We start from the raw sequence: 14,270 nt of genomic DNA, 5'->3' as shown, positions 1-14,270 counted from the left end.
TATTAATCATTTTTTTGGTTAAAACTGCTTATATTAATTTTTTTTTATTAAATTTGTTGTAGAATATCGCAAAAATTTGAAAGGCTATATATGAATAAATTAGGGAGAATTTTGGCTCTTGGCTTTACTGCTTTGATGATGGTAAGCTGCAGCGATAGTAAGAAAAATAGCACTCAGCAAACCGCTCCAGCATTGCCAGTAAGCGTATTGGTAGCAAAGATGGGAGATATTCCGATAACTCTTGAATTTAATGGTCAAGTTGTTAGTGATATGGATGTGATTATCAAAGGTAAGGTAGTTGGCTCCATTGAAAAGCAGTTTTTTACCCCTGGAAGCACGATTAAACAAGGAGAGAAGCTATATCAAATCGATGAAGCAAAATATAGAGCCAATTATAATGAGAAGCTAGCAACTTATAAAAACGCCAAAGCACAATATGATAGAGCAGTGATATTAAGATCTAAAAATGCAATATCAGCTAAAGAATTTGACGCATCTAGTAGTGCGTATGGCTCAGCACTAGCAAATTTAAATAACGCTAAAGTGGATTTGGATTATTCGGTGGTTAGGGCACCATTTGATGGGGTGATTGGCGATACTCTTAAAGATGTTGGCTCATATGTGAGTGCTACTGATAATGATCTAGTGCGTATCACAAGGCTAAATCCGATATTTGTAGAATTTGGCATTTCTGATACTGATAAGCTCAATATAGATGAAAAAAGTGCAAGCGGTCAGTGGAAGCAGCTAGATTCTAAAGTGGAGATTAGGCTAAGTAATGGCAATGAGTATAATGGGACTATTAATTTTATCGATAGCGTAATCGATCAAAATAGTGGCACGATAAAAGCAAAGGCTAAATTTGATAATAACCAAACCCAAATTCGCCCAGGAGTATTTGCCGCTGTTAAAGTGCATGGATTTTATCAAAAAAATGGATTTAAAATTCCGCAAATTGCCGTATTACAAGATTTAGTAAATCCATTTGTCTATGTCGTTCAAGATGGTAAAGTGGTAAAAAAAGCCATTAAAATTGCCTCTCAAGATGCCATAAGCGTAGTAATCTCAAGTGGATTAGAAGATGGAGATAAGGTAGTTTTGGATAATTTTAAAAAGATCAAAGATGGCTCGCTTGTGCAGATTGTAGCAACAAAAGGCGAATAGATGTTTTCTAAATTTTTTATAAATCGCCCAGTTTTTGCGTGCGTTATCTCTATCATAATTGTTTTAGCTGGTTTAATCGGGCTTAAAAATGCCGCCGTGGAGGAGTATCCACAACTCACCCCACCACAAATCGTCGTCCAAGCCACATATAGTGGTGCTGATGCTCAAACCATAGCCAGTGCCGTAGCCGCTCCATTAGAAGAGGCTATAAATGGCGTTGATGATATGATATATATGCAAAGCACATCAAGCTCATCTGGGACTATGAGCTTAAATATATTTTTTGAAATTGGCACCAATCCGCAAACGGCTTCAGTAAATGTCAATAATAGAGTAAGTCCGATACTATCAAAATTGCCAGAAGAGGTGCGTAGGGTTGGCGTAAAGGTTGATGAGCGAAGTAGTAATATATTAGAGGTTTTAGCATTTTATGATCCAAGCAAAAAGATGAATGATACAGAGCTATCTAATTATGTAAGTATCAATATAGCAGATGAGCTAAAGCGTGTAAAAGGCGTAGGGGATGCCGTAGTAATCGGTAATAAAGAGTATTCTATGCGAATTTGGATCAAGCCTGAAATGCTAAAACACTATAATATGACTATAAATGAGGTAATAGCGGCCATTAGAGAGCAAAATTCACAATATGCAGCTGGTAAGATTGGTGAGCAGCCTATGGCTACTGGTAACCCTTATGTATATTCTATCAAGCCAGAGGGTAGGCTAACGCAGATTAGCGAATTTGAAGATATTATAGTAAGGGCTGATTTAAGTGGTAATATTATTAGATTAAAAGATGTCGCTAGTATAGAGCTTGGATCGCAAAGTTATGCATTTGCTGGGCGTTTTAATGGTGGTAGTATGGTGCCAGTGCTTATATTTTTACAAAGTGGTGCAAATGCCCTAGAAACTGCTGAAGCTGTAAAGGCTAGAGTCGATCAGTTAAAAGAGAGTTTCCCAGGGGATATGACCTATAGAGTAGCATATGATACGACTGAATTTGTCAAAGTATCTATTGATGAGGTTATTAAAACCTTTATAGAAGCAATTATTTTGGTTGTGATAGTTATATATATGTTTTTAGGAAATCTTAGGGCTACTTTTATTCCACTGCTTACCGTTCCAGTATCTATTTTGGGGGCATTTGCGGGAATTTATGTAATGGGATTTTCTGTAAATTTAATTACCCTTTTTGCTCTTATTTTGGCTATTGGGATTGTCGTTGATGATGCTATTATCGTTATAGAAAATGTCGAGCGGATTTTACACGAAGAGCCAAATTTAAGCGTCAAAGAAGCCACCATCAAGGCTATGGATGAGATTATGGCACCTGTTATATCCATTGTGTTAGTGCTTTCAGCGGTATTTATCCCAGTTTCTTTTATGGAAGGTTTTGTGGGTGTGATACAAAAGCAATTTGCTCTAACTTTGGTTGTATCTGTGTGTATATCAGGGCTTGTAGCTCTTACTCTTACTCCTGCACTTTGTGCGATAATACTGCGTAAAAAGGAGAAACCACCATTTTGGTTTGTGCGTAAATTTAATGAATTTTTTGACTTTTCAACAAGGATATTCTCAGCTGGTGTAGCAAGGATTTTGCGTCATGTGATTATTAGCTTAATTAGCGTTGGGATTATAATTTTTATGATGATTGAGCTGTTTAAGATAATTCCTAGCGGACTAGTCCCAGCTGAGGATAAGGGAAGTATTTTAACTATCATAAATTTACCTCCAGCCTCAACCCTACCAAGAACTCTTGAAGATGCTGCATTTATAGAAAGTGTTGTATCTAAAAATCCAAATGTCAAAAGCGTAACCACGCTAACAGGATATGATATGATGGCTGGGTCGCTTAGAGAGAATGCTGGTATGATGTTTATCACTCTTCAGCCGTGGAATGAGCGTCCCGGTATAGAAAATTCAGCCGCTACTATGGCGGGGCAATTTATGGGTATGCTCTATGGTGCTGATAGAAACTCTTTAGCTTTTGTTACTACGCCACCGCCGATTATGGGGCTATCTATGACAGGTGGTTTTGAATTATACGCACAAAATATAACCGGTAAGAATTATAATCAAATAGAAGCCGATGTGCAAAGGGTCGTAGCAAAAGCCAATCAAAGCCCAGTTTTAACTCAAGTTAGAACCACGCTTGATACTAATTTCCCTCTATATAATCTAACGCTAAATAGAGATAAGATTAAGATGATGGGAATTTCATTTAATGATATATTTGATACTATCAATTCAACCATAGGTCAATACTATGTAAATGATTTTAACATCCTTGGTAAGACCTATAAGGTAAATATAAGAGCCTATGAGAGTTATAGAGATTCTCCTGATGATTTGGGGCTACTTTATGTGCGTAGTGCAAGTGGAAATTTAGTGCCACTTGATTCTATTGTTACTCTTACAAGGGGTCTTGGCCCTGATAATGTCGATAGATTTAATGGCTTTCCAGCCGCTAAAATTATGGGTGAGCCAAAGCCTGGATATACTTCTGGAGATTCTATTAAAGAGATTGAAAGGATTATAAAAGAAGAGCTTGGTAATGAGTATAATATAGGTTGGGCCGGTTCAGCATATCAAGAGGTCAGTAGCACAGGTAAAGGAGCTCAAGCATTTGTATTTGGTCTTATATTTGTATTTTTGATTTTGGCAGCTCAATATGAGAGATGGCTAATGCCTTTAGCAGTTGTGACAGCCGTGCCATTCTCGGTATTTGGGGCGTTAGCTTTTACATATTTGCGTGGTCTTAGCAATGATGTCTATTTTGAGATTGGATTGCTTCTTTTAATAGGCTTAGCGGCTAAAAATGCGATTTTGATAGTTGAATTTGCTATGCAAGAGCATATCGCTGGTAAAAGCATAAAAGATGCGGCCATTAGTGCTTCTAAGATGAGATTTAGACCGATTGTTATGACTTCACTAGCCTTTACTTTAGGGGTTTTACCGATGGCGTTAGCTACTGGAGCAGGTGCTGCATCACGCCACGCATTAGGTACTGGCGTAATTGGTGGTATGATAGCAGCATCTACAATTGCGATATTTTTTGTGCCACTATTTTTCTATATATTAGAGAGCTTTAATGAGTGGCTAGATAGCAAAAGAGCTAAATTTGGAGCAAAAGATGAATAGGATTATTATGGTTTTTATAGCAGCTATTATTAGTGGTTGCTCACTTCGCCCTGATATGATTGAGATAGAGCAAGAGTATAGATACCAGATGGATTATTATAGCGTTAGTCAGAAGTGGTGGGAGAGCTTTGGTGATGATAAGTTAAATATATTAATCCAAAAATCATTACAAAACAATAGCGATCTACTCATTGCGTTAAATAATATAGAAAAAGCTAGAATCAATCTAAGGCTAGATAGGCTTGAGTATCTTCCAAATATCTCATTACAAGGCGAAGCGACTAAAGATGGTAGAGCAGATACTAGTAGCAATAATATAAATAAATTTTCTCTAAGTGCTGTTTTGAGCTATGAGCTTGATTTGTGGGGTAGAGTAAGAGATAAGGCAAATGCAAGCCAGTCTATATATAATGCTACTAAATTTGATTATGAGAGTGCTAGAATTAGCCTAGCAAGTAGCGTGGCAAATACATATTTCTTGCTTGTCTCCTTAAAAGAGCAAGAGCAGATCTTGCTAGATACGCTAAATTCATATATTCAAAGTGTGGAGTATAGAGCTATGCAATTAGCTGCTGGTGAGATAGATGAGTTGATATACGCTCAAGCTGTTGCTACTGCTGATGAGGCAAGGGCTCAGCTAGCTAGCTTACAAATGCAAATCTCACAAGCTAACTCATCTCTTGTAATATTAGTTGGCGGAGATTTAAATGAAATTTTGTATTCTGATATGAATGTATCTACTAATTTACCGATGTTGCCTGAAGTTCCAAGCGGTATTAGCTCAGATATTTTATTAAAAAGAGCCGATGTAGCAAGTGCGCTTGAGAGATTAAAGTCAAGCAATTTTTTAGTCGGTGTAGTTAGAACTCAGTGGCTACCTCAAATTTCCATCACAGGTATGTTTGGCTATACTAGCAATGATTTAGATAATTTGATAAATTCTAATAAAACAGCGTGGAATGTAGGCGGGAGCTTACTAGCACCGCTTATAGATTTTGGTCGCACATATAATAGTGTTGAACTAGCAAATTTGGATCAAAACGCATCTTTTTTAGCCTATGATAAGGCTGTTAAAAATGCCTTTAGCGAGATTAGAACCGCACTTGATGATAGGAAAAATTCGCTTATGAAAGCCCGTAGTATGGAAAATTTAGTATCAAGCCAACAAAAGGTCTATGACATAGCTCAAAGTCGCTATGATGCTGGTTATAGCAGTCATTTGGAGCTACTAGATTCTCAAAGAAATTTGCTATCGGCAAAATTAAGCTTATCTAGTGCGAATTTAGAAGCTGTAAATAGCATTGTTTCTGTATTTAAGGCTTTTGGCGGTGGTTTTGAGTATGAGACAGATAATAAAACAAGAGAGAATTTAATCCAGCAAAGCTCAAATTAGTCTAAATTTCTAAAATTTATGCTATAATTGGAGCTATTTATCTAGATTTTTAAGGACATATTTTGGAGAGTTACCCCATTATTATGATAATTTTGGCAGCCATTTTCATATTTTTAAATGGCTTTTTTGTCTTGTCTGAGTTTTGTATTGTTAAGGTTAGAAGGTCTCGTTTAGAAGAGCTTGTCAAAGAGAGACGACCAAATGCTAAACTCGCCCTAAGAATGTCAAATTCGCTAGATACTTATCTTAGTGCTACGCAATTAGGCATTACCCTTAGCTCCCTTGCTCTTGGATGGATTGGGGAACCAGCCGTGGCTGATATTATTAGAGAGCCGTTAAAATCAATATTTGGCATTGATAATATCACTACTTTACACACAGTATCATTTGTTATCGCTTTTAGTTTTATTACTTTATTACATGTTGTCTTAGGCGAGCTTGTGCCAAAGTCAGTAGCAATCGCTAAGGCCGAACAAGCCGTGCTTTTGATAGCTAGACCATTATACTTTTTTTGGATTATCTTTTTCCCAGTTATTCGCACATTTGACTTTATAGCGGCTATGTTTTTAAAGCTAATTGGCATTAGACCTGCTAGAGAGAGCGAATTAGCACACTCTGAAGAGGAGATTAAAATCATCGTTGGCGAGAGCCTAAAAGGTGGTGTGCTAGATAGCATGGAGAGCGAGATTATAAAAAACGCCGTTGATTTTAGTGATACAGTGGCTAAGGAGATTATGACTCCACGCAAAGATGTTGTTTGCTTGAATAAAAAATTGAGTTTTGAAGAAAATATGAACATAATAATAAAGAGCAAATATACTAGATTTCCATATATCGATGGTAGCAAAGATAGCGTTTTGGGTATGATTCATATAAGGGATATTTTACAAAACGATCTAGATGGCAAAATAGAAAATTTGGATAAAATCGTAAGAAAATTTATCATAGTCCCAGAAAATAGCTCAATATCCAAAATTCTTGTTATGATGAATAAAGATAGAATTTCAGCCGCCCTTGTAGTAGATGAGTATGGCGGGACAGCAGGACTTCTTACTATGGAAGATATAATCGAAGAGATAGTGGGCGATATAAATGACGAACACGATGATAAAGACCAAAACTATAAAAAAATTGCCGATGATACATATGAATTCAATGGTAGATTTGAGATAGAAGCCGTTGAAGAGATAATGGGTATTAGATTTGATGAAGAGACAGAGCAGCTTACGATTGGCGGTTATGTGTTTAATCTATTTGAGAGATTACCGGTTGTGGGCGATACTATAGAGGATCAAAACTGCATTTATGAAGTTATAAAGATGGATGGAACTAGCATTGGAGCCGTTAAAGTAACGCTTTTAAACTCCAATGATGATGAAGATGAATTTGACTAGTGTGCTACGCCCTTTGGCGTGGTGCCAAGCTTTTACCATCAATTTTAATCTAAATATTAATTAAATTTTTATCTTTCTTTGGATACTATTTCAACTTCATCTTTTATATATAATCCAACTTTTTATATTTTTAAAGATGCAAGCATAAGACAAATTGGCAAATCTTATACACATACCCCATGTCATCACTTAGTTTCACCATCGCCACTAACAATATTTGAAAATGATGTATATGTATGCACAAACGCTCTTTTAAAGCCAGGAATTACTCTACATACAGGATGCGTAGTAGCTCAAAATGCCATCGTTACAAAAGATGTACCGCCATATGCTATAGTAGGCGGAAGCCCAGCTAAAATACTAAAATACCGCTTTGACGAGCCAACAAGAAATAGGCTTTTAAAATTAAAATGGTGGGAGTATCATTTTGCAGATTTTGATGGTATAGATGCAATGAAAGATATAAATTATTATTTAGATGAGCTAGAGAGTAGAATTCAAAACCAAACTATAAAGCCATTTTATCCCAGAAAAATGCAGTTTGAAGAGCTAATACAAATAAGCAAACAGCCAGTATCTGTAGTAAAACCACAAACCACGCCACAACCACCACAAGAGCCATCTTTACAAGATCAGATAATTTCTCTCAAAGAGCAGATATCTAAAAAAGATAATGAGATTAAAGCCTTACAAACTAGCTACCAAAAAGCAGCAAATTTCAAAAATCATCTAAGCTATAAACTAGGCAACTCCTTAATCAAGGCACACAAAAGTTGGTATAAGGGCGGATATATTAAATTCATATTTGAAGCGATAAAGATAAAAAATAAGCATAAGAATTAATAATATCCAAGACAGAGCGTATCTGTGATTTTGATACGCTTTTCAAATGGTGTTGGCGAAAAATATTTACATTTTTCTATATATATATGAGCTGAATATGGCAACCCAAGGTCATCATAAAGCTTTTTAAGATTGACAAATTTAAACTTATCAACCATCTTAATCTCAAGTAAATTAATTAAATTTGAGCCATTTGAAATAGTCAAATGCGAACTAGCCACGCCAGTAAATGAGCAAAATGCACTTGCTAGCACAAAACCATCTAGACTTGTGCAGGATTTTATGGCATATTGATACTTTGATGGAATTGATTTTTTATGCAAAAATACAGTGCGAGAGTTTTGATATGAAGCCGCGACCACTTCTTTCCAAAATTTATAAGCACCATTTGAAATTTTACAAATATGAGAAAATTCGCAATTCAACACATACTCATCTAAAAAATTATTAGATGCCAAGGTAAATTTAATCACGCTAACTCCAAAATTTTTAGCATATTTTAATAAATAAACAAAAAAATTTCAATAAATTCCATCCCCCTCCCCAATCATTCAGCAAACTTTAAGTATATCTCTTATATAATTCCAGCTCACGAATTGAGAAGCACCTTCTTATAGTTGGATAAATCATCTCTTTATCGTTTCTGTTTTTTAATTTTTATAATGTTAAACTATCATTTATAGTCAATCTTTGAAATCTAAACAAGTGATCGATTGAGCCAAAGGCAATTTTAATTATTTAAATTAAATAATTGCTAATTTAATAGTTACAAACAATTAAGTTTTTAGATTAAAACTTCATAATAAATTATTACTTTGCTAATTTGCGAAGTATTTTTATGGAGAGTTTGATCCTGGCTCAGAGTGAACGCTGGCGGCGTGCCTAATACATGCAAGTCGAACGGACAAGTAAGAGCTTGCTCTTATGAGTTAGTGGCGCACGGGTGAGTAATGTATAGTTAATCTGCCCTATGCTGGAGGACAACAGTTAGAAATGACTGCTAATACTCCATACTCCTTCTTAACACAAGTTAAGTTGGGAAAGTAGCTCTTAGTAATGCATATAAAATGGATTTTAAAACAAAAAGCTAAAAAGATAACAATAAACTTTTTTGAAGTCTTACATAAGTAGTAAGGCAAGAAAAAGTGAAGCAGTTAGCTTTTAAAGATTTTTGTAAAATTCTGAATTATAAAGTGGTTTTTAAATTAAAAATATTTTCTTTAAAAGAGATTAATAAAAATAATTTTAAAACCTTTTTTATGTGTATTACTAAGAGCTCTCGGCATAGGATGAGACTATATTGTATCAGCTAGTTGGTGAGGTAATGGCTCACCAAGGCTATGACGCATAACTGGTCTGAGAGGATGATCAGTCACACTGGAACTGAGACACGGTCCAGACTCCTACGGGAGGCAGCAGTAGGGAATATTGCTCAATGGGGGAAACCCTGAAGCAGCAACGCCGCGTGGAGGATGACACTTTTCGGAGCGTAAACTCCTTTTGTTGGGGAAGAACCATGACGGTACCCAACGAATAAGCACCGGCTAACTCCGTGCCAGCAGCCGCGGTAATACGGAGGGTGCAAGCGTTACTCGGAATCACTGGGCGTAAAGGACGCGTAGGCGGATTATCAAGTCTTTTGTGAAATCTAATGGCTTAACCATTAAACTGCTTGAGAAACTGATAATCTAGAGTGAGGGAGAGGCAGATGGAATTGGTGGTGTAGGGGTAAAATCCGTAGAGATCACCAGGAATACCTATTGCGAAGGCGATCTGCTGGAACTTAACTGACGCTAATGCGTGAAAGCGTGGGGAGCAAACAGGATTAGATACCCTGGTAGTCCACGCCCTAAACGATGTATACTAGTTGTTGCTGTGCTAGTCATGGCAGTAATGCACCTAACGGATTAAGTATACCGCCTGGGGAGTACGGTCGCAAGATTAAAACTCAAAGGAATAGACGGGGACCCGCACAAGCGGTGGAGCATGTGGTTTAATTCGAAGATACGCGAAGAACCTTACCTGGGCTTGATATCCTAAGAACCTTGTAGAGATACGAGGGTGCTAGCTTGCTAGAACTTAGTGACAGGTGCTGCACGGCTGTCGTCAGCTCGTGTCGTGAGATGTTCGGTTAAGTCCGGCAACGAGCGCAACCCACGTATTTAGTTGCTAACAGTTAGGCTGAGCACTCTAAATATACTGCCTTCGTAAGGAGGAGGAAGGTGTGGACGACGTCAAGTCATCATGGCCCTTATGCCCAGGGCGACACACGTGCTACAATGGCATATACAATGAGACGCAATATCGCGAGATGGAGCAAATCTATAAAATATGTCCCAGTTCGGATTGTTCTCTGCAACTCGAGAGCATGAAGCCGGAATCGCTAGTAATCGTAGATCAGCCATGCTACGGTGAATACGTTCCCGGGTCTTGTACTCACCGCCCGTCACACCATGGGAGTTGATTTCACTCGAAGCCGGAATACTAAACTAGTTACCGTCCACAGTGGAATCAGCGACTGGGGTGAAGTCGTAACAAGGTAACCGTAGGAGAACCTGCGGTTGGATCACCTCCTTTCTAGAGTACAAAGTGATAATCTCACAATTATCACTTCAATATAGTCTCAATCAGCTTGTTTAGGTTTGAGAGATTGACAAGGGGAATTAGCTCAGCTGGGAGAGCGCCTGCTTTGCACGCAGGAGGTCAGCGGTTCGATCCCGCTATTCTCCACCATAGTTTAAGTTAAAAGCAAGTTAAAAGATAGTTAAGATATATTTCTAAGGTTTAATCAGAGAGTTTGCGTTTGAGCTTTCTGATTAGACTTTATAAATGGTCTAAAGTTATTTAATTTCCCTATTGTTAAAAGTCACAATCAAGTTTTAATATTTAAAACAATTTTACAGGACTTGTTAAAGCTTTAAATATGGACTTAGTTTAGCAAATAGTTAATTAAACAATCTGTTATCCCAATAACTAAATATATTAACTATCAAGTTTAACTTCACAATCTATTAAGTTTTAAAACTTACTTAATAGTAGTTAATGCTTTCCGTCTTATAAGTTAATATTTAAACACTATAAATTTAATAGTCATATCTTTAAATAAAATATCTTATTTTTAAAAAAGATTAACTAATTATATTTATCTTTAACAAGGAAGTGATGCGAATTAGAATATATAATAATCTAATAAAAAAGGTAAGCTACTAAGAGCAAATGGTGGATGCCTTGGCTAGTAGAGGCGATGAAAGACGTGCCAGGCTGCGATAAGTCTCGGGGAGCCGTCAAGGGGCTTTGATCCGGGAATTTCTGAATGGGGCAACCCAGTATATAGTGATATATACTACCGCAATGCGGAGCGAACGTTGGGAATTGAAACATCTTAGTACCAACAGGAAAAGAAATCAAACGAGATTACGCTAGTAGCGGCGAGCGAACGCGTAAGAGGGCAAACCACTAGCTTGCTAGTGGGGTTGTAGGACTGCAACATAGACTTAAACAATCTAATAGAATAAGCTGGAAAGCTTAAGCATAGAGGGTGATACTCCCGTATATGAAAGTGCGTTTATACTTAGCAGTATCCTGAGTAGGGCGGGACACGTGTAATCCTGTCTGAAGCTGGGTAGACCACTATCCAACCCTAAATACTACTACTAGACCGATAGTGCACAAGTACCGTGAGGGAAAGGTGAAAAGAACTGAGGTGATCAGAGTGAAATAGAACCTGAAACCATTTGCTTACAATCATTCAGAGCCCTATGATTTATCAGGGTGATGGACTGCCTTTTGCATAATGAGCCTGCGAGTTGTGGTGTCTGGCGAGGTTAAGGAAACCCGGAGCCGTAGCGAAAGCGAGTCTTAATAGGGCGTATAGTCAGATGCTGCAGACCCGAAACGATGTGATCTATCCATGAGCAGGTTGAAACTGGTGTAAGAGCCAGTGGAGGACCGAACAGACGGCCGTTGAAAAGGCTCCTGATGACTTGTGGATAGGGGTGAAAGGCCAATCAAACATCGTGATAGCTGGTTCTCTCCGAAATATATTTAGGTATAGCGTTGTGTAGTAACTTTGTGAGGTAGAGCACTGAATGGGCTAGGGCATACACCAATGTACCAAACCCTATCAAACTCCGAATGCGCAAAGTGTAATCACAGCAGTCAGGCGGCGAGTGATAAAATCCGTCGTCGAGAGGGGAACAACCCAGACTAACAGCTAAGGTCCCTAAATCTCATTTAAGTGGAAAACGATGTGGAGTTACTGAAACAACCAGGAGGTTGGCTTAGAAGCAGCCATCCTTTAAAGAAAGCGTAATAGCTCACTGGTCTAGTGATTCTGCGCGGAAAATATAACGGGGCTAAAATGAGTACCGAAGCTTTAGACTTGCACTTAATTCTAACTATAATTTAGAATTTTAAATAGATTAAGTTATGTTTCTCATAATTTAATTTAGCTCATAAATTAAATTATGAGAAAGTATCAATCTAAAAGTAGAGTAGTTAGAATTAAGTGCAAGTGGTAGGAGAGCGTTCTATTCAGCGTTGAAGGTATACCGGTAAGGAGTGCTGGAGCGGATAGAAGTGAGCATGCAGGCATGAGTAGCGATAAAAGGGGTGAGAATCCCCTTCGCCGTAAACCCAAGGTTTCCTACGCGATGCTCGTCATCGTAGGGTTAGTCGGGTCCTAAGCAAAGTCCGAAAGGGGTATGCGATGGAAAATTGGTTAATATTCCAATACCAATTATTATGTGCGATGGAAGGACGCTTAAAGTTAGTGGAGCTAGCGGATGGAAGTGCTAGTCTAAGGATGTAGATTGAGTGGTAGGCAAATCCGCCACTCTTTATTCGAGATCTTAAAGGCTCTTGACGCTCTTCGGAGTAGATGGAGAATCCATGATACTATCGAGCCAAGAAAAGTTTCTAAGTTTAGTAATAATTGCCCGTACCGTAAACCGACACAGGTGGGTGGGATGAGTATTCTAAGGCGCGTGGAAGAACTCTCTTTAAGGAACTCTGCAAAATAGCACCGTATCTTCGGTATAAGGTGTGCCTAACTTTGTATTAAGATTTACTCCCAAAGCAAAGAAGGTTACAACAAAGAGTCCCTCCCGACTGTTTACCATAAACACAGCACTCTGCTAACTCGTAAGAGGATGTATAGGGTGTGACGCCTGCCCGGTGCTCGAAGGTTAATTGATGGGGTTAGCATTAGCGAAGCTCTTGATCGAAGCCCGAGTAAACGGCGGCCGTAACTATAACGGTCCTAAGGTAGCGAAATTCCTTGTCGGTTAAATACCGACCTGCATGAATGGCGTAACGAGATGGGAGCTGTCTCAAAGAGGGATCCAGTGAAATTGTAGTGGAGGTGAAAATTCCTCCTACCCGCGGCAAGACGGAAAGACCCCGTGGACCTTTACTACAGCTTGACACTGCTATTTGGATAAAGATGCGCAGGATAGGTGGGAGGCTTTGATCCATAGATTCTGGTTTATGGTGAGCCATTGTTGAGATACCACTCTTCTTTATTTGGGTAGCTAACTAGCCTAAGTTATCCTTAGGTAGGACAATGTCTGGTGGGTAGTTTGACTGGGGCGGTCGCCTCCCAAAGTGTAACGGAGGCTTACAAAGGTTGGCTCAGAACGGTTGGAAATCGTTCGTAGAGTATAAAGGCATAAGCCAGCTTAACTGCGAGACATACAAGTCGAGCAGAGACGAAAGTCGGTCTTAGTGATCCGGTGGTTCTGTGTGGAAGGGCCATCGCTCAAAGGATAAAAGGTACCCCGGGGATAACAGGCTGATCTCCCCCAAGAGCTCACATCGACGGGGAGGTTTGGCACCTCGATGTCGGCTCATCGCATCCTGGGGCTGGAGCAGGTCCCAAGGGTATGGCTGTTCGCCATTTAAAGCGGTACGCGAGCTGGGTTCAGAACGTCGTGAGACAGTTCGGTCCCTATCTGCCGTGGGCGTAAGAAGATTGAGGAGAGTTGACCCTAGTACGAGAGGACCGGGTTGAACCAGCCACTGGTGTATCAGTTGTTCTGCCAAGAGCATCGCTGAGTAGCTAAGCTGGGATGTGATAAGAGCTGAAAGCATCTAAGCTCGAAGCCAACTCCAAGATGAATCTTCTTTTAAGAGCTCTAGTAGACTACTAGTTTGATAGGCTGGGTGTGTAATGGATGAAAGTCCTTTAGCTGACCAGTACTAATAGCTCGTTTGCTTATCTTAATAAGCATCACTTCCTTGTTAAGGATAAAATATAATCCTTTTAGGTTTTTAAAATATTTTTAGATATTAAACTTAGTGATTTTTAACTTTAATGCTTTAGCAGTGTTAAATAA

6 protein-coding genes, 1 tRNA gene and 2 rRNA genes are annotated in these 14,270 nt (G+C 38.6%); 8 read left to right on the top strand and 1 reads right to left on the bottom strand.

The annotated features are described in order from the left end of the window. Nucleotides 1-90 precede the first annotated feature (90 nt). From CSUIS_RS07845 to CSUIS_RS08405, 5 genes are all read left to right on the top strand, one after another. Nucleotides 91-1,164, top strand: coding sequence for an efflux RND transporter periplasmic adaptor subunit (locus CSUIS_RS07845; protein WP_086298421.1), 1,074 nt, complete (start codon nucleotides 91-93; stop codon nucleotides 1,162-1,164). Next, nucleotides 1,165-4,305 (top strand): efflux RND transporter permease subunit, encoded by a 3,141-nt coding sequence (locus CSUIS_RS07840; protein WP_086298420.1) that lies wholly within the window; start codon nucleotides 1,165-1,167, stop codon nucleotides 4,303-4,305. It abuts the gene before it with no gap. Then, nucleotides 4,298-5,698 (top strand): efflux transporter outer membrane subunit, encoded by a 1,401-nt coding sequence (locus CSUIS_RS07835; RefSeq protein WP_086298418.1) that lies wholly within the window; start codon nucleotides 4,298-4,300, stop codon nucleotides 5,696-5,698. The genes CSUIS_RS07840 and CSUIS_RS07835 overlap by 8 nt, the downstream gene beginning before the upstream one ends. Before the next feature lie 83 nt (nucleotides 5,699-5,781). Next, entirely contained in the window at nucleotides 5,782-7,092 is a 1,311-nt protein-coding gene (locus CSUIS_RS07830) for a hemolysin family protein (protein ID WP_086237452.1), read from the top strand. 78 nt (nucleotides 7,093-7,170) lie between these two features. After that, nucleotides 7,171-7,935: a CatB-related O-acetyltransferase gene (locus CSUIS_RS08405; RefSeq protein ID WP_096030652.1), complete on the top strand. Its 765-nt coding sequence runs from the start codon at nucleotides 7,171-7,173 to the stop codon at nucleotides 7,933-7,935. Here CSUIS_RS08405 and cheQ read toward each other — a convergent pair. Beyond that, complete coding sequence (gene cheQ / locus CSUIS_RS07820) at nucleotides 7,932-8,408, bottom strand: cheVAW transcriptional regulator CheQ (RefSeq protein WP_086292843.1); 477 nt, start codon at nucleotides 8,406-8,408, stop codon at nucleotides 7,932-7,934. The genes CSUIS_RS08405 and cheQ overlap by 4 nt on opposite strands. Nucleotides 8,409-8,770: 362 nt before the next feature. Between cheQ and CSUIS_RS07815 the strand changes: the two genes are divergently transcribed. From CSUIS_RS07815 to CSUIS_RS07805, 3 genes are all read left to right on the top strand, one after another. Next, nucleotides 8,771-10,512: ribosomal RNA gene (locus CSUIS_RS07815) — 16S ribosomal RNA — on the top strand. Nucleotides 10,513-10,592: 80 nt separating this feature from the next. Beyond that, nucleotides 10,593-10,668: transfer RNA gene (locus tag CSUIS_RS07810), tRNA-Ala, on the top strand. A gap of 463 nt (nucleotides 10,669-11,131) precedes the next feature. After that, nucleotides 11,132-14,157 (top strand): 23S ribosomal RNA (locus tag CSUIS_RS07805). Together the 16S and 23S rRNA genes with 1 tRNA gene alongside form the textbook arrangement of a ribosomal RNA operon. Nucleotides 14,158-14,270: the final 113 nt, after the last annotated feature.

It is taken from the genome of Campylobacter porcelli, from assembly GCF_002139855.1.
GTDB classification, from domain to species: Bacteria; Campylobacterota; Campylobacteria; order Campylobacterales; family Campylobacteraceae; genus Campylobacter; species Campylobacter porcelli.
The sequence above is the reverse complement of the archived record's forward strand: the minus strand, read 5'-3'. Positions and strand labels throughout refer to the sequence as shown.